At 69.8% G+C, this 21,228-nt stretch carries 22 protein-coding genes; 16 read left to right on the plus strand and 6 right to left on the minus strand.

From position 1 onward, the window contains the following. Positions 1 to 119: 119 nt before the first annotated feature. The 11 genes from ACIRJT_RS20770 (at position 120) to ACIRJT_RS20820 (ending at position 9,028) form a co-directional block, all read left to right on the plus strand. On the plus strand, positions 120 to 341 hold the full coding sequence (locus ACIRJT_RS20770) for a hypothetical protein (RefSeq protein ID WP_403911197.1): 222 nt from the start codon (positions 120 to 122) through the stop codon (positions 339 to 341). 377 nt (positions 342 to 718) lie between these two features. Next, positions 719 to 1,159 carry a hypothetical protein gene (locus ACIRJT_RS20775; RefSeq protein WP_403911199.1) on the plus strand — a complete coding sequence of 147 codons (441 nt, stop codon included), beginning with the start codon at positions 719 to 721 and terminating at the stop codon, positions 1,157 to 1,159. A gap of 200 nt (positions 1,160 to 1,359) precedes the next feature. Beyond that, entirely contained in the window at positions 1,360 to 2,193 is an 834-nt protein-coding gene (gene atpB, locus ACIRJT_RS20780; RefSeq protein WP_403911201.1) for a F0F1 ATP synthase subunit A, read from the plus strand. 87 nt (positions 2,194 to 2,280) lie between these two features. Beyond that, on the plus strand, positions 2,281 to 2,511 hold the full coding sequence (atpE, locus tag ACIRJT_RS20785) for an ATP synthase F0 subunit C (protein ID WP_007447723.1): 231 nt from the start codon (positions 2,281 to 2,283) through the stop codon (positions 2,509 to 2,511). Positions 2,512 to 2,552: 41 nt separating this feature from the next. After that, positions 2,553 to 3,089: a F0F1 ATP synthase subunit B gene (locus tag ACIRJT_RS20790; RefSeq protein ID WP_403911203.1), complete on the plus strand. Its 537-nt coding sequence runs from the start codon at positions 2,553 to 2,555 to the stop codon at positions 3,087 to 3,089. After that, positions 3,086 to 3,901, plus strand: coding sequence for a F0F1 ATP synthase subunit delta (locus ACIRJT_RS20795; protein ID WP_403911205.1), 816 nt, complete (start codon positions 3,086 to 3,088; stop codon positions 3,899 to 3,901). The genes ACIRJT_RS20790 and ACIRJT_RS20795 overlap by 4 nt, the downstream gene beginning before the upstream one ends. A 128-nt stretch (positions 3,902 to 4,029) precedes the next feature. Continuing rightward, on the plus strand, positions 4,030 to 5,601 hold the full coding sequence (atpA, locus tag ACIRJT_RS20800; protein ID WP_403911207.1) for a F0F1 ATP synthase subunit alpha: 1,572 nt from the start codon (positions 4,030 to 4,032) through the stop codon (positions 5,599 to 5,601). Between the two features lie 3 nt (positions 5,602 to 5,604). Then, the gene (locus ACIRJT_RS20805; protein WP_403911209.1) at positions 5,605 to 6,522 is read left to right on the plus strand and encodes a F0F1 ATP synthase subunit gamma; all 918 of its coding nucleotides are present in this window, start codon (positions 5,605 to 5,607) and stop codon (positions 6,520 to 6,522) included. Next, the gene (gene atpD, locus ACIRJT_RS20810) at positions 6,522 to 7,964 is read left to right on the plus strand and encodes a F0F1 ATP synthase subunit beta (RefSeq protein ID WP_403911211.1); all 1,443 of its coding nucleotides are present in this window, start codon (positions 6,522 to 6,524) and stop codon (positions 7,962 to 7,964) included. The genes ACIRJT_RS20805 and atpD overlap by 1 nt, the downstream gene beginning before the upstream one ends. 109 nt (positions 7,965 to 8,073) lie before the next feature. Beyond that, positions 8,074 to 8,448, plus strand: a complete 375-nt coding sequence (locus tag ACIRJT_RS20815) for a F0F1 ATP synthase subunit epsilon (RefSeq protein ID WP_403911212.1) — start codon at positions 8,074 to 8,076, stop codon at positions 8,446 to 8,448. 133 nt (positions 8,449 to 8,581) lie between these two features. Then, complete coding sequence (locus tag ACIRJT_RS20820) at positions 8,582 to 9,028, plus strand: DUF2550 domain-containing protein (protein WP_026290719.1); 447 nt, start codon at positions 8,582 to 8,584, stop codon at positions 9,026 to 9,028. 181 nt (positions 9,029 to 9,209) lie between these two features. Here ACIRJT_RS20820 and ACIRJT_RS20825 read toward each other — a convergent pair whose 3' ends face one another. From ACIRJT_RS20825 to ACIRJT_RS20835, 3 genes are all read right to left on the minus strand, one after another. Further along, positions 9,210 to 11,081 carry a glycosyl hydrolase family 18 protein gene (locus tag ACIRJT_RS20825; RefSeq protein WP_403911214.1) on the minus strand — a complete coding sequence of 624 codons (1,872 nt, stop codon included), beginning with the start codon at positions 11,079 to 11,081 and terminating at the stop codon, positions 9,210 to 9,212. Positions 11,082 to 11,234: 153 nt separating this feature from the next. Then, positions 11,235 to 11,897, minus strand: coding sequence for a response regulator (locus ACIRJT_RS20830; RefSeq protein WP_403911215.1), 663 nt, complete (start codon positions 11,895 to 11,897; stop codon positions 11,235 to 11,237). Beyond that, positions 11,894 to 13,105 (minus strand): sensor histidine kinase, encoded by a 1,212-nt coding sequence (locus ACIRJT_RS20835; protein WP_403911216.1) that lies wholly within the window; start codon positions 13,103 to 13,105, stop codon positions 11,894 to 11,896. The genes ACIRJT_RS20830 and ACIRJT_RS20835 overlap by 4 nt, the downstream gene beginning before the upstream one ends. A gap of 150 nt (positions 13,106 to 13,255) precedes the next feature. Between ACIRJT_RS20835 and ACIRJT_RS20840 the strand changes: the two genes are divergently transcribed. Next, complete coding sequence (locus tag ACIRJT_RS20840) at positions 13,256 to 13,828, plus strand: hypothetical protein (protein ID WP_403911218.1); 573 nt, start codon at positions 13,256 to 13,258, stop codon at positions 13,826 to 13,828. Positions 13,829 to 13,843: 15 nt separating this feature from the next. On the opposite strand, the gene ACIRJT_RS20845 is transcribed toward ACIRJT_RS20840, so the two are convergent. Genes ACIRJT_RS20845 through ACIRJT_RS20855 form a run of 3 tightly spaced genes read right to left on the minus strand, consistent with a single transcriptional unit; the run spans position 13,844 to position 15,970 of the window. Further along, positions 13,844 to 14,416, minus strand: a complete 573-nt coding sequence (locus ACIRJT_RS20845) for a cob(I)yrinic acid a,c-diamide adenosyltransferase (RefSeq protein WP_403911219.1) — start codon at positions 14,414 to 14,416, stop codon at positions 13,844 to 13,846. Positions 14,417 to 14,429: 13 nt separating this feature from the next. Continuing rightward, entirely contained in the window at positions 14,430 to 15,179 is a 750-nt protein-coding gene (locus ACIRJT_RS20850) for an ABC transporter permease (protein WP_403911222.1), read from the minus strand. 8 nt (positions 15,180 to 15,187) lie between these two features. Beyond that, positions 15,188 to 15,970 carry an ABC transporter ATP-binding protein gene (locus ACIRJT_RS20855; protein WP_403911224.1) on the minus strand — a complete coding sequence of 261 codons (783 nt, stop codon included), beginning with the start codon at positions 15,968 to 15,970 and terminating at the stop codon, positions 15,188 to 15,190. A 90-nt stretch (positions 15,971 to 16,060) separates the two neighbouring features. Between ACIRJT_RS20855 and ACIRJT_RS20860 the strand changes: the two genes are divergently transcribed. The 4 genes from ACIRJT_RS20860 to ACIRJT_RS20875 all read left to right on the plus strand — a co-directional run bounded on the left by ACIRJT_RS20860 (position 16,061) and on the right by ACIRJT_RS20875 (position 21,113). Further along, positions 16,061 to 16,702 carry a TetR/AcrR family transcriptional regulator gene (locus ACIRJT_RS20860; protein WP_403911226.1) on the plus strand — a complete coding sequence of 214 codons (642 nt, stop codon included), beginning with the start codon at positions 16,061 to 16,063 and terminating at the stop codon, positions 16,700 to 16,702. 149 nt (positions 16,703 to 16,851) lie between these two features. Then, positions 16,852 to 17,700, plus strand: coding sequence for a 3-hydroxyacyl-CoA dehydrogenase family protein (locus tag ACIRJT_RS20865; protein WP_403911227.1), 849 nt, complete (start codon positions 16,852 to 16,854; stop codon positions 17,698 to 17,700). Positions 17,701 to 17,968: 268 nt separating this feature from the next. Beyond that, positions 17,969 to 18,292 carry an STAS domain-containing protein gene (locus ACIRJT_RS20870; RefSeq protein WP_003966237.1) on the plus strand — a complete coding sequence of 108 codons (324 nt, stop codon included), beginning with the start codon at positions 17,969 to 17,971 and terminating at the stop codon, positions 18,290 to 18,292. Positions 18,293 to 18,623: 331 nt separating this feature from the next. Beyond that, positions 18,624 to 21,113, plus strand: a complete 2,490-nt coding sequence (locus ACIRJT_RS20875) for an ATP-binding protein (RefSeq protein WP_403911230.1) — start codon at positions 18,624 to 18,626, stop codon at positions 21,111 to 21,113. The last annotated feature ends 115 nt before the right edge of the window (positions 21,114 to 21,228 follow it).

Below are 21,228 nucleotides of genomic sequence, written 5' to 3' on the forward strand. Positions count from 1 at the left end.
GTTCCTCTGACCAGCAAAGATAGTCTTCTCCCTTGCTCACACCACTATGCGGTGGTCTTGCACCTTCCAGGAATAAGACATTCCGGTGCGCCCGCCGGAGTCTCTGTCGAAAATCGCGCTTGCGAATATCCGGCAGCGCCGCCCAGCCGATCGGCGTTCGCCTGATCACGTGTGGAAAGAAGTGGAAGTCGCTGACGGGCTGGAAGGACTTCAAGAAGAAGGAGGGGGAGCACTACACCTTCGACAAGTCGGTCAAGAAGGGGACGTGCTTCCGGGTCCAGGCCGGGCGGACCCACGCCGGCGGGGCCTCTGGTACCAAGGGCAAGGTCAAGTACTCCTGACTCCGGCCTGAGCGTGGCACAGGGATCGGCGGCCGCTTCGGTGGCCGCCGATCGTCATGTCCGGCATCGAGTGGACCGCTGGGATCACTCACTCGTACTGATGGTGTTTCAGGATTGCGTGAAACGGCGCAATATCACGCATTTCGCTCATGCTCGCGCTCAAGCGCGCAGGGCTACCCTCACGTGTGACAGTTGGCACACCTTTGAGGTAAAGACCTCATCAAATAGTTTGTGATACCGTTCACGAGACCCGGTGGTGGAGCCGAAGGACCCTGGTAGGACGGTCCATTGGCCCGAAAATCCGCCTCGCGGAGCCGGGCCTACGCTCGTCCATGACGACGCCCCATTCCTCCCCTCAGACCAGTGGAGCTGCCGCCATGCAGTCCGACATGCGCGAACTACTGCGCATCGCCATCCCCGCCGCCGCGGTGGGAGCCATCGCCACGCTTGTCGGCGGGCTCGTCGCCGGCGGCAAGGGGGCGATCGGTGCTGTGGTGGGCTGCCTGGTGGTCATTCTCTTCATGGCCCTCGGACAGCTGGCCCTGCAGTGGGTCGGCAGGTCGATGCCGCATCTCTTCCAGGGCATGGGGCTGCTGGTCTACTCGGTACAACTCGTGCTTCTGCTCGTCCTCATCATGGGCATCAGGAACACCTCTCTCTTCGACCTCCAGGTCTTCGCCCTCACGCTGGTCGCTTCGGTGATCGCGTGGATCATCACGCAGACCGTGCTGCACGCCAGGAGCAAGACCCTGTACGTCGATCCGGAGGCGGAGAGCAGGAACGCTCCGGGCGGAACCGAGGGGAAGCATGACCAGTAGGGCCGGGATAAAGCCCTGTTCGACATGCTGCTATCGTCCGGTCTCGGTTGCGGTACTGCGGGCGCGGACAACACGGCTGTCGCCTGATACATCGCGAGGCTTCGGGCCCGGCCGCCGCCTCCCCACCGTAAGAACCAGTCCGGTGCCGACCTGCGGCTGCCAGCCGCTCCGATACAACGAGGTAGCCGTATCCATGCGCCATGCAGAAGGAGCTCCTGGTGACTGCTGACGCCCAGACGCTCGCCTTCGAGGTTGACTGCCACCTGTTCCAGGGCTCGTGCGGATTCCCAGCCCCGAGCGCGTGGTCTTTCATCTTCGACCCGATCTTCACGATCGGTCCGGTCGAGTTCAACAAGCCGATGCTGCTGGCGATCATCGGGACGTTCGCGATCCTGACCCTGTTCTGGATGGGCTTCTCCAAGCCCAAGGTCGTTCCCGGCAAGCTGCAGATGGTCGCCGAAGCGCTCTATGACTTCGTCCACCGGGGCATCGCCAAGGAGATCATCGGTAAGAAGGGCGAGCCCTTCGTCCCGCTGCTGGTGTCGCTCTTCTTCTTCGTCTGGACGATGAACCTCTGGGCGATCATTCCGCTCGCACAGTTCCCCGTGACCTCGCTCATCGCCTACCCGGTCGGGCTGGCGCTGCTGGTCTGGGTCGTCTACATGTCGGTGACGTTCCGCAACAACGGCTTCGTGGGCGGTATCCGCAACCTGTGCGTACCGAGCGGCCTGCCCAAGCCGATCTACGTGATCCTGACGCCGATCGAGTTCGTCTCGAACATCTTCGTGCGCCCCTTCACGCTGGCGGTTCGACTCTTCGCGAACATGTTCGCGGGTCACATCCTCATTCTGGTCTTCACGATCGCGACGTGGTACATGCTCGGCACCGTGCTCGGCACGGTGTACGCCACCGCGTCCTTCGCTGTGACGCTCGCCCTGACCGTCTTCGAGATGTTCATCCAGGCGCTCCAGGCCTACGTGTTCACCGTGCTGACCGCCACGTACTTGTCCCAGGCGCTCGAAGAAGCGCACTGAGGACTCCCGGGTCACCACCCGGACACCCCCTAGACGTTCGGTGGATGCAATCTCCACCGGCCAATCAAGAGAAGGAATCACAGATCCATGTCTGAGACTCTCGCAGCCGTCACGGGCAACATCGGCACCATCGGTTACGGCCTCGCGGCGATCGGCCCCGGCGTCGGCATCGGCATCATCTTCGGTAACGGTGTGCAGGCCATCGCCCGTCAGCCCGAGGCGGCCGGCCTGATCCGCCAGAACATGCTGCTCGGCTTCGCGGTCATCGAGGCCCTGGCCCTGATCGGCTTCGTCGCCCCCTTCATCTACCCGAAGTAGTCCAGGCGACCTGCCGATACGTTTCCGACGAAAGGTCCACCATGATGTACCTGGCAGCCGAGGAGGCGCAGAGCCCTCTGTTCCCGGTGTGGCCCGAGATCGTCATCGGCCTGATCTGCTTCAGCATCGTCTTCTTCGCCTTCTACAAGAAGCTCCTTCCGGCCATCAACACGGTCCTGGACGAGCGTCGCGAGGCGATCGAAGGCGGTATCGAGAAGGCCGAATCGGCTCAGATCGAGGCCCAGAGCGTTCTTGAGCAGTACAAGGCTCAGCTCGCCGAAGCCCGTCACGAGGCCGCTCGTCTGCGCCAGGAGGCGCAGGAGCAGGGTGCCGTCATCATCCAGGAGATGAAGGCGGAAGGTCAGCGGCAGCGCGAAGAGATCATCGCCGCAGGCCACACCCAGATCGAGGCCGACCGCAAGGCCGCTGCCTCGGCGCTGCGTCAGGACGTGGGCAAGCTCGCCACCGACCTGGCCGGCAAGCTCGTCGGCGAGTCCCTCCAGGACCACGCCCGGCAGAGTGGCACCGTCGACCGTTTCCTCGACGAGCTCGAGGCGAAGGCCGAGGCAGCCCGATGAACAGCGCGAGCCGCGAAGCACTGGCTGCCGCACGCGAGCGTCTCGACGCGCTGACCGACAACACGTCGGTCGACGCGGCGAAGCTCGCCGAGGAGCTGGCATCGGTCACCGCGCTGCTCCACCGCGAAGTATCCCTGCGCCGGGTCCTCACCGACCCGGCCCAGAGCGGCGAGAGCAAGGCCGAGCTGGTCGCGCGTCTGCTCGGCGGGCAGGTCGGCGGCGAGACCGTCGACCTGGTCTCCGGACTGGTGCGGGCCCGCTGGTCGCAGTCGCGTGACCTGGTGGACTCGGTCGAGGAGCTGGCGAACACCGCAGACCTCACCGCGGCCCAGCGCGGTGGCAGCCTCGACGACGTCGAGGACGAGCTGTTCCGGTTCGGCCGGATCGTCGGCTCCGACAAGGAGCTGCGCTCCGCGCTCACCAGCCGTACGGCCACGGCGTCCGCCAAGGGCGAGCTGCTCCGCAGCCTGCTCGGCGGCAAGGCGCAGCCGGTCACCGAGCGGATCATCGTCCGCCTGGTCACCCAGCCCCGTGGACGTAGCCTGGAAGCAGGGCTGGACTCGCTGTCCAAGCTCGCCGCGGAGCGCCGGGACCGCATGGTCGCCGTCGTCACCTCGGCGGTGCCGCTCAGCGACCGGCAGAAGCAGCGCCTGGGCGACGCCCTGGCGAAGCTCTACGGCCGGCAGATGCACCTGAACCTGGACGTGGACCCCGCGGTCCTCGGCGGGATCTCGGTGCGCGTCGGTGACGAGATCATCAACGGCACCGTCGCGGAGCGCCTCGAAGAGGCGACCCGGCGCATGGCCGGCTGACACAGAGCAAGAACAAGCAAGACCAGCGGCCCGGTTGGGCCGTGCAGAATTTGCAGAAGATTCCTGGGGGTCGGCCCCCAGACCCCCTTAAGAAACTTCGGGCCCAACAAGGAGAGCAGGGAACCCAGATGGCGGAGCTCACGATCCGGCCGGAGGAGATCCGGGACGCACTGGATAACTTTGTCCAGTCGTACCAGCCGGACGCGGCCTCGCGCGAGGAGGTCGGTACGGTCAGCGTTGCCGGCGACGGCATCGCGAAGGTGGAGGGTCTTCCCTCCGCCATGGCGAACGAGCTGCTGAAGTTCGAGGACGGCACCCTCGGTCTCGCCCTCAACCTCGAGGAGCGCGAGATCGGTGCGATCGTCCTCGGCGAGTTCAGCGGTATCGAGGAGGGCCAGCCGGTGCAGCGCACCGGTGAGGTGCTCTCCGTCGGCGTCGGCGAGGGTTACCTCGGCCGCGTCGTCGACCCGCTCGGCAACCCGATCGACGGTCTCGGCGAGATCGCGACCGACAGCCGCCGCGCCCTCGAGCTGCAGGCCCCTGGCGTCATGGTCCGCAAGTCGGTGCACGAGCCGATGCAGACCGGCTATAAGGCCGTCGACGCCATGGTGCCGATCGGCCGCGGCCAGCGTCAGCTGATCATCGGCGACCGTCAGACGGGCAAGACCGCTCTGGCCGTCGACACGATCATCAACCAGCGCGACAACTGGCGCTCGGGCGACGTGAACAAGCAGGTGCGCTGCATCTACGTCGCCATCGGTCAGAAGGGTTCCACCATCGCCTCCGTGCGTGGTGCGCTCGAAGAGGCCGGTGCGCTGGAGTACACGACCATCGTCGCCGCCCCGGCGTCCGACCCGGCCGGCTTCAAGTACCTGGCGCCGTACACCGGTTCGGCCATCGGCCAGCACTGGATGTACGACGGCAAGCACGTCCTGATCATCTTCGACGACCTCTCGAAGCAGGCCGACGCCTACCGCGCCGTGTCCCTGCTGCTGCGCCGCCCGCCGGGCCGCGAGGCCTACCCGGGTGACGTCTTCTACCTCCACTCGCGTCTGCTGGAGCGCTGCGCCAAGCTCTCCGACGAGATGGGCGCCGGTTCGATGACGGGCCTCCCGATCGTCGAGACCAAGGCGAACGACGTGTCGGCGTTCATCCCGACCAACGTCATCTCCATCACCGACGGCCAGTGCTTCCTGGAGTCCGACCTGTTCAACGCGGGTCAGCGTCCGGCGCTCAACGTCGGTATCTCGGTCTCCCGAGTCGGTGGCTCCGCCCAGCACAAGGCCATGCGCCAGGTGTCCGGCCGCCTCCGTGTGGACCTCGCCCAGTACCGCGAGCTGGAGGCGTTCGCCGCCTTCGGCTCCGACCTGGACGCGGCCTCGAAGGCCTCGCTGGAGCGCGGTAAGCGCATGGTCGAGCTGCTGAAGCAGCCGCAGTACGCCCCGTTCCCGGTCGAGGAGCAGGTCGTCTCCGTCTGGGCCGGCACCACCGGCAAGATGGACGACGTCCCGGTCGGAGACATCCGCCGCTTCGAGTCCGAGCTGCTGGAGTACCTGCGCCGTGAGCGCAAGGACCTCCTCACCAGCATCGCCGAGGGCGCGAAGATGTCCGACGACACGCTGCAGTCGATCGCCGACGCGATCGCCGCCTTCAAGCAGCAGTTCGAGACCTCGGACGGCAAGCTCCTGGGCGAGGGCTGATCGATGGGCGCTCAGCTTCGCGTTTACAAGCGCCGCATCCAAGCCGTCACCGCGACCAAGAAGATCACCAAGGCGATGGAGATGATCGCCGCCTCGCGCATCGTCAAGGCACAGCGCAAGGTGGCGGCGTCCAAGCCGTACGCGACCGAGCTCACCCGTGCGGTGACCGCGGTGGCGACCGGCTCCAACGCCAAGCACCCGCTCACCACCGAGGTCGACGCCCCGACCCGGGCCGCGGTCCTGCTCGTCACGAGCGACCGCGGTCTGGCCGGCGGCTACTCCTCCAACGCCATCAAGGCCGCGGAGCGACTGCGGGAGCGCCTTGCCTCCGAGGGCAAGGAGGTCGACACGTACATCGTCGGCCGCAAGGGTGTCGCGTACTACGGCTTCCGCGAGCGCAAGGTCGAGGACTCCTGGACCGGCTTCACCGACAACCCGGCGTACTCCGATGCCAAGAGCATCGCCGCCCCGTTGATCGAGGCCATCCAGAAGGACACGGCCGAGGGCGGCGTCGACGAGCTGCACATCGTCTTCACGGAATTCGTGTCGATGATGACGCAGAACGCGGTCGACGACCGGATGCTGCCGCTTTCGCTCGACGAGGTGGCCGAGGAGAGCACCCGCAAGGGTGAGATCCTTCCGCTCTTCGAGTTCGAGCCGTCGGCCGAGGACGTCCTCGACGCCCTTCTGCCGCGCTACGTCGAGAGCCGCATCTACAACGCACTGCTGCAGGCGGCCGCTTCCGAGCACGCTGCCCGCCGCCGCGCGATGAAGTCGGCGACCGACAACGCCGGGGACCTCATCAAGAGCCTGTCCCGGCTTGCCAACGCGGCCCGACAGGCCGAAATCACCCAGGAAATCAGCGAGATCGTCGGCGGTGCCAGTGCTCTGGCCGACGCGACCGCGGGGAGTGACAAGTAATGACGACGACAGTTGAGACGGCCGCTGCCACGGGCCGCGTCGCCCGGGTCATCGGCCCGGTCGTCGACGTGGAGTTCCCCGTCGACGCGATGCCGGAGATCTACAACGCCCTCCACGTCGAGGTCGCGGACCCCGCCGAGGACGGCGCCCGCAAGACGCTGACCCTGGAAGTCGCCCAGCACCTGGGCGACGGTGTGGTCCGCGCGATCTCGATGCAGCCCACCGACGGCCTGGTCCGCCAGGCCGCGGTGACCGACACGGGCTCGGGCATCACCGTCCCCGTCGGTGACATCACCAAGGGCAAGGTGTTCAACACCCTCGGTCAGATCCTGAACGAGCCGGAGGCCGAGGCGCAGATCACCGAGCGCTGGCCGATCCACCGCAAGGCCCCGGCCTTCGACCAGCTCGAGTCGAAGACCGAGATGTTCGAGACCGGCCTGAAGGTCGTCGACCTGCTGACCCCGTACGTCAAGGGCGGCAAGATCGGTCTGTTCGGTGGTGCGGGCGTCGGCAAGACGGTCCTCATCCAGGAAATGATCATGCGTGTGGCGAAGCTGCACGACGGTGTGTCGGTGTTCGCCGGTGTCGGTGAGCGCACCCGTGAGGGCAACGACCTCATCGACGAGATGACCGAGTCGGGCGTTCTGGAGAAGACCGCGCTCGTCTTCGGCCAGATGGACGAGCCGCCGGGGACGCGTCTGCGCGTGGCCCTGTCCGCCCTGACCATGGCGGAGTACTTCCGCGATGTGCAGAAGCAGGACGTGCTGCTCTTCATCGACAACATCTTCCGCTTCACGCAGGCCGGCTCCGAGGTCTCCACGCTGCTCGGCCGCATGCCGTCCGCGGTGGGTTACCAGCCGACCCTGGCCGACGAGATGGGTGTGCTCCAGGAGCGCATCACCTCGACGCGTGGTCACTCGATCACCTCGATGCAGGCGATCTACGTCCCCGCGGACGACCTGACCGACCCGGCCCCGGCCACCACGTTCGCCCACCTCGACGCGACGACGGTTCTCTCCCGTCCGATCTCCGAGAAGGGCATCTACCCGGCCGTGGACCCGCTGGACTCCACGTCCCGCATCCTGGACCCGCGTTACATCTCGCAGGACCACTACGCCGCGGCCAGCCGCGTCAAGGGGATCCTCCAGAAGTACAAGGACCTCCAGGACATCATCGCGATCCTCGGTATCGACGAGCTGGGCGAGGAGGACAAGCTCGTTGTCCACCGTGCCCGTCGCGTCGAGCGCTTCCTGTCGCAGAACACCCACGCCGCCAAGCAGTTCACCGGCCTGGACGGTTCGGACGTTCCGCTCGACGAGTCGATCTCCGCGTTCAACGCGATCTGCGACGGGGACTACGACCACTTCCCCGAGCAGGCGTTCTTCATGTGCGGTGGCCTGGACGACCTCAAGGCCAAGGCCAAGGAGCTCGGCGTCTCCTGAGCCCTCGGCTCACCGAGAGGGGTGGGTGTGTCCCACCCCTCTCACCACGCCCCGTAAGATTGAACCGACACCCGGCCGGGCGGCCGGGTGGTGACCCGAGGAGCCACCCTTGGCTGCTGAGCTGCATGTCGAGCTGGTCGCCGCCGACCGTAATGTCTGGTCCGGCGAGGCCACCCTGGTCGTCGCGCGCACCACGTCCGGCGACATCGGCGTCATGCCCGGTCACCAGCCGCTTCTCGGTGTGCTGGAATCGGGCCCGGTGACGATCCGCACGAGTGAGGGCGGCACCGTCATCGCCGCTGTGCACGGTGGATTCATCTCGTTCGCGGACGACAAGCTGTCGCTGCTGGCCGAGATCGCCGAGCTGGCCGACGAGATCGATGTCGAGCGCGCCGAGCGGGCGCTGGAACTCGCGAAGTCGGACGCGGACGCCGCTGCCCAGCGGCGTGCCGACGTGCGACTGCGCGCGGTGGCGGTGCGCTAGCACCCCCACGAACAGATGTCTTTACTCAGCCGCGGCCCGAGCTGGAGCAATCCAGCCGTGTCGCGGCTGAGGCGATGCAGGTGCAATACGGTTTCGGTGTTCGTTACTCGACGATGCGAGGAGGTCGGTGGAGATGGTCCTCGCGTTGTGGGTGGGCGCGTCCGTCATCGTCACGGTCCTGTTGGGACTGTTCGTCTTCGGCCTGCGCCGGAGGCTGATCCAGCGGTCCGGAGGGACCTTCGACTGCAGCCTGCGCTGGGACGTGTCGGAGGAACCCGATGCGCTCGGCAAGGGCTGGGTCTACGGGGTCGCCCGCTACAGCGGGGACCGCGTCGACTGGTTCCGGGTCTTCTCCTACGCTCCTCGCCCCCGCCGGGGCCTGGAGCGTTCTGCGATCGAGGTGATCGCCCGCCGGCTGCCGGAGGGCGAGGAGGAGCTCGCGCTCCTGTCCGACTCCGTCGTGCTCGGCTGTCTCCACCACGGGACGCGCCTGGAGCTGGCGATGAGCGAGGACGCCCTTACCGGTTTCCTCGCCTGGCTGGAGGCGGCGCCGCCCGGCCAGAGGGTCAATGTGGCCTGATAGGCAGCCCCGCTGGAAGGGGGTCCCCCCGGACGGAGTCTGGGGGAGGGCCGATGTGGCCTGAGAATGTCGCGTAAGCGGGCGTACACAGCGAAAAACCGGGGAGACGGGGGGCGGACCCGTCTCCCCGGTGCTTTTCCGGGTGGTGCTTGCCGTTATGGCGTGGGGAGCACCGTGGTGCTTACTGGAGGCCGGTCTTGATGGCGTTCACCAGTTCACCGTTGTTGGTGTCGCCGGAGAACTCCCAGAAGAACGCGCCACCGAGGCCCTGGTTCTTCGCCCAGGTCATCTTGGTGCCGATGGTGGCCGGGGTGTCGTAGCTCCACCAGTTGGTGCCGCAGTGCGCGTAGGCCGTGCCGGCGATGGTGCCGGTGGACGGGCAGGTGTTCTTCAGGACCTTGTAGTCCTCGTTGCCCGCCTCGTACGTGCCCGGGGCCGCGCCGGTCGCCGTGCCGCCGGGGGCGGACTGGGTGACGCCGGTCCAGCCGCGGCCGTAGAAGCCGATGCCGAGCAGCAGCTTCTTGGCCGGGACGCCCTTGGCCTTCAGCTTGGCGATGGCCTCGGAGGAGGAGAAGCCGGCCTGCGGGATGCCGGTGTACGGGGTCAGCGGCGAGTGCGGGGCCGTCGGGCCCTTGGCCGCCCAGGCGCCGAAGAAGTCGTACGTCATCACGTTGTACCAGTCGAAGGACTGGGAGGCGCCGCCGTAGTCGGCAGCGTCGATCTTGCCGCCGTTGGAGCCGTCCGCGGTGATGGCGGCGGTGACCAGGTACTTCGGGCCGAACTTCGCCCGCATGGCGTCGGCCATGGTCTTGAGCGAGGCCGGGCCGCTGGTGTCACAGGTCAGACCACAGGCGTTGGGGTACTCCCAGTCGAGGTCGATGCCGTCGAAGACATCGGCCCAGCGGGGGTCCTCGACCAGGTCGTGGCAGGACTGGGCGAAGGCGGCGGGGTTCTGCACGGCCTGGCCGAAGCCGCCGGACCAGGTCCAGCCGCCGAACGACCAGAGGATCTTGATGTGCGGGAACTTGGCCTTCAGCTTGCGCAGCTGGTTGAAGTTGCCGCGCAGCGGCTGGTCCCAGGTGTCGGCGACGCCGTCGACGGACTGGTCGGCGGTGTACGCCTTGTCGTAGTCGGCGTACGAGTCACCGATGGTGCACTTGCCGTTCTGCACGTTGCCGAAGGCGTAGTTGATGTGCGTGATCTTCGCGGCCGAGCCGGACGTCACCAGGTTCTTGACGTGGTAGTTGCGCCCGTAGACGCCCCAGTTGGTGAAGTAGCCCAGGTTGACCTTGTCGCCGCCGGGCTGGCCGCCACCGCCGCCGGTGGTCCGCACGGAGACGGCGCCGGAGGCCGGGCCGGTCTGGTCGGCGGTGTCCCGGGCCTGCACGGCGTAGGAGTAGTCGGTGCCGGCGGTCAGGCCGGTGTTGGTGTACGTCGTGCCGGTGACCGTGGCGATCTTCGCGCCGTCGCGCAGTACGTCGTAGTTCTTGACGCCCTTGTCGTCGGTCGCCGCGCTCCACGTGAGCTTGACCGAGGTGTCGGTGACGTCGCTGGTCGTCGGGGTGCCGGGCGCCGAGGGGGCGTTGTCGCCGGGGACGCTGCCGCCGTCACAGGAGGCGCCGTTCAGCTTGCAGCCCGTGGGGGAGCCGGAGCCGGTGCCGTTGAAGCCGAAGCTGATGCTGGCGCCGGGCGCCACCGATCCGTTCCAGGAAAGGTTCTTGGCGGTGTAGTGGCCGCCGCTGCTGGTGAGGGTGGCGTCCCAGGCGGAGCCGGCCGTGGTGCCCGAGGGGAAGTCCCACTCGATGGTCCAGGAGGAGAGCGCGGTGGTGCCGGTGTTCTTCACCGTCCACTGGCCCTCGAAGCCGCTGCCCCAGTCCGACTTCTTGGTGTACGTGGCGGTGGCCGACGCGGCTGCCGCGGCGGGGGTGGCGAGGCCCACCATCGCGGCCAGCGGCACGACCAGCGCGGTCAGGCCCGCGACGACCTTGGAGCGGCCGCTCACGGAGGGGATCCATCTGAATCTGGATCGGCGTTGGGGGGTATCAGTGCTCAACGGTGCTCCTCGGGTGAGGTCCAACAAACGGGGGTGATTCGTGGACTGCAAACCCTGCGCCGCCCTGAGTACGGGTGCTCTCGTACTCACCGCAGTGTGTGACGGTGACAGTAGGAAGGTCTGGACCAATCGTCAAGAGGTCTGGACCAAAGATCAGGACGTGGCCCGGATCCCCAACTCCTGCGCCAGGACGGCCGCCTGAACCCGGCTGCGCAGCTCCAGCTTGGCCAGCACCCTGCTGACGTGGGTTTTCACCGTGGCCTCGGCCATCGAGAGGCGCAGCGCGATCTCCGCGTTCGACAGGCCCTCTCCCAGGCACCCCAGCACCTCGCGCTCGCGCCGGGTGAGCGCGTCCAGGACGGCCGGATCGGCCGCGCCCCGGGCGCTTGCGGGGGACGCCCCGGCGAACTCCGCGATCAGCCGGCGGGTCACGGCCGGGGCGATCAGCCCTTCGCCGCGCGCCACCGTCCGTACCGCCTCCAGCAGATCGCGGGCGTCGGTGTTCTTCAGCAGGAAGCCGGAGGCCCCCGCGCGCAGCGCCCCGAAGACGTACTCGTCCAGATCGAACGTGGTGAGCACCAGGACGTCCGCGAGCTTCTCCTCGACCACCTGCCGCGTCGCCGCCACCCCGTCGAGGCGCGGCATCTGCACATCCATCAGCACCAGGTCCGGGCGGAGTTCACGCGCCAGGCGCACCGCCGCCTCGCCGTCCCCCGCCTCTCCGACGACCTCGATGTCCGGCGCGCTGGAGAGGATCAGCACCAGTCCCGCGCGCACCGCCGACTGGTCCTCCGCGACCAGTACCCGGATCGTCATTTCCGCATCGTCCCTTCCGCCACGGGCAGTTGAGCCCGCACCCGCCATATCTTGGTTCCGCTGTCGCTGTCGCCGTCTCCCGGCTCGGCCCCGGCGTCGAACGTCCCGCCGAGCAGTGTCACCCGCTCCCGCATGCCCACCAGGCCCGCCCCCGAACCGGGCGCCGTGGGGCCGGGGCGGCTGCCGAACACACTGGTCACCTCGACCCTCAGCAGCTCCCCGGTCCGGCCGATCCGCACCACCACCGGGCCGGGTGCGGCGTGCTTGAGGGCGTTGGTCAGGGACTCCTGGACGATCCGGTACGCGGCCAGCTCGACCGGCGTCGGCAGCGCCCCGGCCTCCTCCGCCCGGGTGTCCTCCAGGGTGCAGACCAGCCCGCCGGACGCCCCGTTGACGTTCGTCTGCTCGACCAGGCTGTCCAGGGCGGCGAGCGTCGGGGCCGCGGCCGGGCCCTGGCCCTCGCCGCCCTCCCGCAGCAGGCCGATCAGCCGGCGCATCTCCGCGAGCCCCTCGACGCTGTTCTCGCGGATCACCCTCAAGGCGCTCCGCGAGGTCTCCGGGTCGTCGATGGACAGGGCCGCGGTGGAGTGGATCGCCACGGCGGAGAGGTGGTTGGCCACCATGTCGTGCAGCTCCCGGGCCATCCGGGCCCGCTCGGCGATCACCGCCTGCGTCCGGTCCATCTCGGCCAGCCGCGCGGTCTGTGCGGCGGCCAGCCGGGCGGCCTCGGCGGAGGTGCGGTGGGTGCGCACGCTGACGCCGGTGAGGGCGGGGATGAAGGAGACCAGTCCGATGACCAGGCCGATCAACAGTGCCTCGGGCTTACGGAACCAGGCCAGGAAGCCGATCGTGGACGCGACGGTGATCAGGAGCGTGGCCACCGGGACGCGGCGGGCGGCGGCCGGGGTCCCGTACAGCACGGCCGCGTACATGACGTCCGTGAACATCAGGATGGTGGCGAGGTTGCCCCAGGTGAACTGGTCCGCCACCAGCGCGAGCGTGCCGACCGTCAGTGCCGTGCGCGGTGCGGTGCGGCGCAGCAGTTCGGCCGCCGCCATGGCGGTCAGCGGTACGAGGGTGACCCAGGCCGCGGAGAAGGACCGGCCGCCCTGGGTGTGGAGGCCCAGCAGCCACAGCAGCAGCCCCCCGAGCAGCCCGGAGCAGGCCAGGGCCACCGCGTCGCGGTCGGGGCGGATCGAGGTGAGCACTTCTCCATCCAACACGCACCGCCGCCCCCGTACCTCCCTTCGCGGGCCGATCCGGGACTACATCGAAGGATGCAGTCCCGTTTCGTCACTGCCGACGACGTGTTTGCGCCCGGTGGCCGGGAGGCTGGAAGAGAACGGGAGGAGAGAGTCGTGATCGCCCTACTGGTCGTGGCCTGCGAGGTCGCATTCTGGGTTCTGCTGGCCGCCGGACTCGCCCTGCGGTACGTCGCGAGGAAACCGAGGCTCGGGGCGGCGGTGCTGCTGTGCGAGCCGCTGCTGGAGGTCGTGCTGCTGGTCGTGACGGCCATCGACCTGAAGAACGGGGCCGAGCCCGACTGGAAGCACGGGCTGGCCGCCGTCTACATCGGCTTCACGGTGGGGCTCGGCCACCACACCATCACCTGGGTGGACGCCCGGGTCGCCCACCGCTGGTTCGGCGGCCCGCCACCGGTCAAGCCGCCGAAGTACGGCATGGCCCGCGCGATCCACGAGTGGCGCACCGCCGCCCGCTGGATCCTCGCCGCGGTGGTCGCGCTGGGCCTGCTCCAGGCCGCCGTCTGGTACGTCGGCTCCGGCGGGGAGATCAGCTCGCTGCGGGGCTGGCAGCAGAAGATGGGCCTGGTGATCGGCATCAACCTGATCATCGCCGCGGGCTACACGCTGTTCCCCAAGCAGGCCCCCAAGGACGCGGTGACGGACCGCGAGCCGGCCGACCGCTTCTAGGGCGTGCTTGAGAGCCTACCGCTCGCCGCCCGGCACCCACAGCACGTCCCCGACCTCCTTGTTCGCGCTCCGCGCCAGGATGAACAGGAGGTCGGAGAGGCGGTTGAGGTAGGTAGCGGTCAGGGTGTTCATCGACTCCCCGTGCACCTCCAGCGCCGCCCAGGTGGACCGTTCGGCCCGCCGGACCACCGTGCACGCCTGGTGCAGCAGGGCGGCCCCCGGCGTGCCGCCCGGCAGGATGAAGCTGCGCAGCTTCTCCAGCTCCTCCAGGAAGGTGTCGCAGTCCGCCTCCAGCTTGTCGATGTAGGACTGCTCGACCCGCAGCGGCGGGTACTTCGGGTCCTCGACCACCGGGGTGCACAGGTCCGCGCCCACGTCGAAGAGGTCGTTCTGGACGCGCACGAGGACCTTCACCAGTTCCTCGGGCAGCTGTCCGAGCGCGATGGCGGTGCCGATCGCCGCGTTGGCCTCGTTGGCGTCCGCGTACGCCGAGATCCGAGAATCGGTCTTGGCGGTGCGGCTCATGTCGCCGAGGGCCGTGGTGCCCTGGTCGCCGGTCCGGGTGTAGATGCGCGTCAGATTGACCATGGGCCCAGCGTAGTTACGCTCCGGCCCGGCGGAAGACCCGTGTGCCCACGGTCACGGCCGCGGCGGCGAGGCCCACGGCGACGAGGACCCCGTAGAGCATGTGCGCGGTGGCGTACGAGCCGGTGTAGGCGTCCCGTACCGCGTCCACCAGATAGCGGAACGGGGTGAAGCGGGAGAGGACGTCCAGCCAGCCGGGGCCGAGCGTGATGGGCAGCATCAGGCCGGAGAGGAGCATGGCCGGCATCGTCACCGCGTTGATCACCGGCCCGAACTCCTGCGGGGTGGTGACGCGCATGGCCAGGGCGTACGAGAGGGAGGCGAGCGAGAGCGCCAGCACTCCGGTGAACGCGAAGCCGATGAGGATGCCCGCCAGCGGGGCCCGCAGCCCCATCAGCAGCGCGGCGAGCACCAGCAGGACGGCCTGGAAGGTGAACAGCAGGGCGTCGCGCAGCACCCGTCCCAGCAGGAGGGCCAGTCGGCTGACCGGGGTCACCCGCATCCGCTCCACCACGCCCGTGGACTTCTCGACGATGATCGCGAAGCCGGCGAAGGACGCGCCGAAAAGGCTGAGTTGGAGGAGCAGGCCGGGCACCAGGATCTGCCAGGAGTCGGCGGGGGAGCCGAGCGGCAGGTCCTTCAGGAGCGGGCCGAAGAAGAGGAGGTAGAGCAGCGGCATCAGCATCCCGAAGAAGATCTGGAAGCGGGAGCGCAGGGTCTGCCGGGCGTACCGCCCGAAGATGATCGCGGTGTCGTGGAAGAGCACGTGGGGTCCTATACGGCTGCGGGGGCGGAGTCGGCAGGGGCGACGGGACGGCCGGTGGCGGCCAGGAAGGCGTCCTGGAGGGAGGCGTCGGGGGAGCTGGCGTACCGGGCCTTCAGCTCGGCCGGGGTCCCCTCCGCGACCACCGTGCCGCCGTCGACGAGGATCAACCGGTCCGCCAGCGCGTCGGCCTCGTCGAGGTAGTGCGTGGTCAGGACGATGGTGGTGCCGCACTCGTCGCGCAGGCTCCGCACCAGGTCCCACAGATCGGCCCGGCTGCCGGGGTCCAGGCCCGTGGTGGGCTCGTCCAGGAAGAGCACGACCGGTCGGTGGGTGAGGCCCATGGCGATGTCGAGCCGGCGCCGCTGCCCTCCGGAGAGGCTCGCCGCCTTCCGGTCGAGCAGTCCGTCGAGGCCGAGCCGAGCGGCGAGTTCCCCGGCGCGCGCGGCCGCCTCCGCCCGGCTCAGCCGGTAGAGCCTGCCCTGGGTGACGAGCTCCTCCCGGACGGTCAGATACGGGTCGACGCCGCCGGACTGGGCGACGTACCCGCAGACCGCGCGGACGGCCGCGGGGTCGGTGAGCAGGTCGTGGCCGGCCACGGTGGCCGCACCGCCGGTCGGGGCGAGGAGCGTCGTGAGCATGCGCAGCGTGGTCGTCTTGCCCGCGCCGTTGGGGCCCAGGAGGCCGACGATCTCCCCCGGACGGATGGCCAGGTCGATGGAACGGACGGCTTCCACCGGGCCGTTCGGCGTCGTGAAGGTCCGGGCCAGCCCGGAGGTGCTGATGACGGTCATGGGGTCAGAAAAACAGAGTGAGCCTAAAATTGCAATGACTCCAATAATCCATCGACACCATGATCGTTCGGCGCGTCCTACGATGGAGACATGGCTGAGGGACTCAGGGAACGCAAGAAGCGCCAGGCCAAGCAGCGCATCTCGGACATGGCGACCGGGCTGTTCCTCCAGCACGGCTTCGTCACGGTGACCGTCGCCGAGATCGCCGAACTGGCCGACGTCTCCGTGAACACCGTCTACAACTACTTCCCGGCCAAGGAGGACCTCTTCCTCGACCGGATGAAGCACGTCCCCCAGCGCGTCGCCCGCTACGTCCGCGCCCGTGACCCGGGCGAGTCGGCCGCCGAGGCCGTCCTGCGCGAGGTGCGCGCCGCCGTCGTCGCCGTCTCCCCGGAGTTCGGGCTGATGGACGGCTTCGCCGACTTCATGCGCGTCATCGAGGACGCTCCCACCCTCAAGGCCCGCCTCTGGTACCTCCAGCAGGAGGTGCTCCAGTCCGTCGTCGCCACCCTGCGCGAAGACACCGGAGCGAGCGAGGGCGACCCGCTGCCGCTCCTCGTCGGCGGCCAGATCGCCTGGATCGAGCACGCCCTCGTCGGCTACGTCGGCCAGGAGATGATGAAGGGCCGCAAGGCCGTCGAGGTCTCCCACGACGCCCTCGGCGTCCTCGACGACATCGAGGGTCTCCTCGGTGATCGGGTGCTCAACTACGCGCGACGCGGAGCCGAATGACGCGTCCCGGTGTGATGTCCGTCATCTGAGACGTGACGCGCATCTCTTCACCGCCCCAGCGCGCCCGACGGGTACTAACCTCCGCCGGAGAGCATGTGAACCGCCGTGAACAATTGCGCACGGGCGAACAGAAACCAAGGGGTGCGAACGTGGCCAGGAAGCTCGCCGTCATCGGGGCCGGACTCATGGGATCCGGGATCGCGCAGGTCTCCGCCCAGGCGGGCTGGGACGTCGTGCTGCGGGACGTCACCGACGCCGCGCTGACCCGGGGTCGTGACGGGATCAAGGCCTCGTACGACCGGTTCGTCTCCAAGGGCAAGCTGGACGCGGCCGACGCCGAGGCCTCGCTCGCCCGCATCACCACGACCACCGACCTCGACGCCGTGGCCGACGCGGACATCGTCGTGGAGGCCGTCTTCGAGAAGCTCGAAGTCAAGCACGAGATCTTCCGGACGCTGGACAAGGTCGTCGGCGAGCACACCGTCCTCGCCTCCAACACCTCCGCCATCCCGATCACCAAGATCGCGGCCGTGACGGAGCGTCCGGAGCGCGTCGTCGGCGTGCACTTCTTCTCTCCGGTCCCGATGATGCAGCTCTGCGAGCTGGTGCGCGGCTACAAGACGAGCGACGAAACCCTCGCCACCGCGCGGGAGTTCGCCGAGTCGGTCGGCAAGACCTGCATCGTCGTCAACCGCGACGTGGCGGGCTTCGTCACCACCCGGCTGATCTCGGCGCTCGTCGTCGAGGCCGCCAAGCTGTACGAGTCGGGCGTCGCCTCGGCCGAGGACATCGACATCGCCTGCAAGCTGGGATTCGGCCACGCCATGGGCCCGCTCGCCACCGCGGACCTGACCGGCGTCGACATCCTGCTGCACGCCACCGGCAACATCTACGCCGAGTCGCAGGACGAGAAGTTCGCCGCCCCGGAGCTGATGCGCCGGATGGTCGACGCGGGTGACATCGGGCGCAAGAGCGGGCAGGGCTTCTACACGTACTGACCGGACCCGCCCCCTCGGCCCGTCGGCCCGCCGCTGTCCGGGCCGGGGAAGCCGGGGATCCTACCGGGTACGCACCGGTCTCCGGCGAACCGGAGTCACTCCACCGAGTGAATTCGGTATCGGTTCGCTTACAGGCGACAACTTCCCTGTCGTCGGGACAGTCAGTGGTGGCAGAGACAGACGCAGAAACAGGCCATGCGTAACGGCGGCAGAGCCGACGGCAGAGCAGACAGACAGACCTTCTACGGAGTATGACCGGGGAGCGCATATGCACATCAGGGGCGACCACGCCGAGCTGGTCGTCGGGGGCCGCCTCGACGTCCGAAGCGCGGCGGACGCCCGTACGGTCCTGCACTCGGCCGTGGACGACGGAGTCGGCGACCTCGTGCTGGACCTGACCGAGCTGGACTCCTGGGACGCCACCGGACTCGGCGTCATCATGGGGGCCCACCGCCGGGCGGGACGGGCCGGACGGCGTCTCGTGCTGCGCGGGGTGCCACCGCAGATGCAGCGCCTCCTGGTGGCCACCCGGCTGCACCGCATCCTGGCGATCGAGGGCGGCATCGCGGCGGAGTCGCTGCCGCGCGTCTAGACAGCGGGCGCGCGGCCGTTCGCCCCGCCGTAGCCGGGAGCCGGAGGGCCGCTCGCCGCGCCGGAATCCGGAGGGCCGCTCGCCGTGTCCCGGGATCCGCGCGGCCGGACGGACCGCACCCGGCGGCAGAAGTCACGCAATCCTCACCGGAACGTGACGTCCTGGACGGCGTGGCACCCCGGCGGTTCATGAATACTGAGCCAAGGTCTAGGGTTCGGCCGTCCGCCGAATGACAACGAACCCATGGGCGGACACCGGACCGGAAGCGACAGCGGGGCGCGTGTGAGGCCGGGAGGGGCAACCGCGCACGACGCGTCTGGGGGACTTTGCGATGGACCCGACACACCGGGCACCCGATGAGTACGGGCAGGGCCACGACCGCTCCGGCGGCGAGCCCGGCCTCCGCCGGCCGTCCCGTGAATCGGGCGGCGCCGACTTCGGCCCGGGGACACCGCAGCAGGTCCGCGTCGTCCAGCTGACCGTCGGCGACCTGCTGCTCACGGTCAACCCCGTCGACGGCAGCGAGGTCGAATCCCGCCCGCCCGGCTCCGGCCCCGACGCCCCGGTCCGCCGCACCCCCGCCGAACGCGCCGACCACGAGCGCGCCGGCGCGCCCCCGGTGCCCGCAGGACCGCCCGCCCCGCAGCTGCCGCTCCTGGAGCGGCAGGAGGAGCGCGAGCGCCTGGTCCGCCTGCTGGCGCGCGGCCGCAGCGTCCGCCTCACCGGCCAGGCCGGATCCGGCCGCACCGCGCTGCTGGACGCCGTCGCCGCCGACTGCGCGGACCTGGCCCCCGACGGAGTCGTCCGCCTCAACGGCCGGGGCCGCACCGGCGCCGATCTGCTGCACGCCCTCTTCGACACCGTGTACAAGGCCCCGAGCCACCGCCCCGACCGCGACGAACTGCTCGCGCTCGTCCGGTCCATCGGCGCCGTCGTCACCGTGGACGACCTGGAGATCGGCGGAGCGGCCCTCGACGAACTGCTCGTCGCCACCCCCGAGTGCGCCTTCCTGCTCGCCGCCACCCTCGACGCCACCAACCCCGGCGTCGACGCCCACCTGGAGGAGGTACTCCTCGCCGGACTCGGCCGCGGCGCCTCGCTGACGCTGCTGGAGAAGGTCGTCGAGCGCCCCCTCACGGAGGAGGAGCGGAACTGGGCGGGCGACCTCTGGTTCGAGTCCGAGGGCCTGCCGCTCCGCTTCGTCCAGGCCGGATCGCTCCTCGTACAGCGCGACCGGCTCCGGGCCGACCCCGAAGCCTTCGACGAGTACGACTACTTCGAGCCACGCGCGGACGACGCGCCGCCGGCCCCGGCGGTGCCGGCCGAAGCACTCGACGTCCCGCTGCCGAGCCTCGGCGAGGGCGCCGCGCCCGCCGTGCTGCTCGCCTCCCGGCTCAGCGAGGCGGCCCGCGCCACCCTGCGCTTCGCCGTCGCCCTCGGCGGCGAGGTGCCCCACCAGGCCCATCTGCCGGCCCTCGTGGGCGACACCCACGCGGACGCCGCACTCGGCGAGCTCGCCGGCTGCGGCCTGCTCTCCCCGGCCGGGCCCCGCTACCGCCTCGCCGCCGGAGTCCTCGCCCAGCTGGCGGCGGCCGACTACGAGGACGACGCCGCCACCCACGCCCGTACCGCCGCCCAGCACTACGCCTGGTGGGCCTCGCACCCCTCGGTCACCCCGGAGCGCGCCGTCGCCGAGGCGGACGCGATCGTCGCCTCCCTGGGCCGGCTGGTCCCGGGCGACGAGGCGGGAGCGGCCAGCGCCGCCGTCCTGCTGGCCCGCAGCGCCTCCCCGGCCTTCGCGGCGGGCCTGGGCTGGGGGGCCTGGGAGAGGGCCCTCAGGATCGGCCAGGAAGCCGCCAGGATCGCCGGCGAGGTCGCCGAGGAGGCTTACTTCCACCACGAGTTGGGCGTCCTCGCGCTCTGCACCGGCAATCCGGACCGGGCCAGGACCGAGCTGGAGACCTCGATCGGGATGCGCGGCGCGCTCGCCGACAAGTCCGGGGCCGTGGCCGGACGCCGCGCGCTCGCCCTGGTCGCGGACCGCTCCGGCGACTTCGCCGCCCTCGGCCGCACCGCGTCGGGCGACGAGGTGCCCATGGTGCGCCAGGACGCTCCGGGCACGCCGCCCGGAGGGTTCCCGGGCGCACCCGTCTTCCTGCGGCAGCCGTCCGAGGAGCAGCCCACGGTCGTCTCCCCGCTGCCGGCCGGCCCCGCCGCGCGCAAGAGGACCGGCAGGGCCGTCCTGGGCGGCGCCCGGCGCAACCTGGCCGCCGCCGGCGCGGGCGCCGTGCTGATCGCGGTGCTCGGCACCGTCGTCACGCTCGGCGTCACCGCGGGGGACGGCGACGAGCCGGGCAGCCGCAACGTCACCACCGAGCAGACGCCCACCGAGGCCCCGACCGACGACGGCCTGCCCGCGGAGGAGTCGGAGGACGGCTCCGCCCCGGCCGGGGAGACCACCGGCGGCGAGACGTCCGCGACCCCGAGCGCCTCGGACTCGGCGTCCCCGAGCACCTCCGGCTCCCCGTCCCCGAGCGCCTCCACGTCGAGCGGTACGCCGCCGGGGACGGACGACCCGACGGACGACGGGAGCAGCTCCCCGAGCGAGCCGACGCCGAGCGGCGGGCCGACCAAACCGCCGACTACCCCGCCCACCACCCCGCCGACGACTCCGCCCACCGAGACGCCGACGACCCCGCCGACCGAGACACCCACCGACGACCCGACGGACCCGGAGGAGGGTTCTTCCTCCTCCGCGAGCGGTCCCGTCGAGTCGGCGAGCGCCCCGGAGTCCGAAGCGGCCGTCGACCCGGCGGTCTGAGCACGTCGGGCGGCTGAACGCGCAGGGGCCGGGGGGGGGGGGGGGGGGGGGGGGGGGGGGGGGCCGCGCGGCCGCCCCCCCCCCCCGCCGGCGGGGGCGGGGGGGGGGCCGCGCG

Source organism: Streptomyces sp. NPDC102283, from assembly GCF_044766265.1.
Taxonomy (GTDB): domain Bacteria; phylum Actinomycetota; class Actinomycetes; order Streptomycetales; family Streptomycetaceae; genus Streptomyces.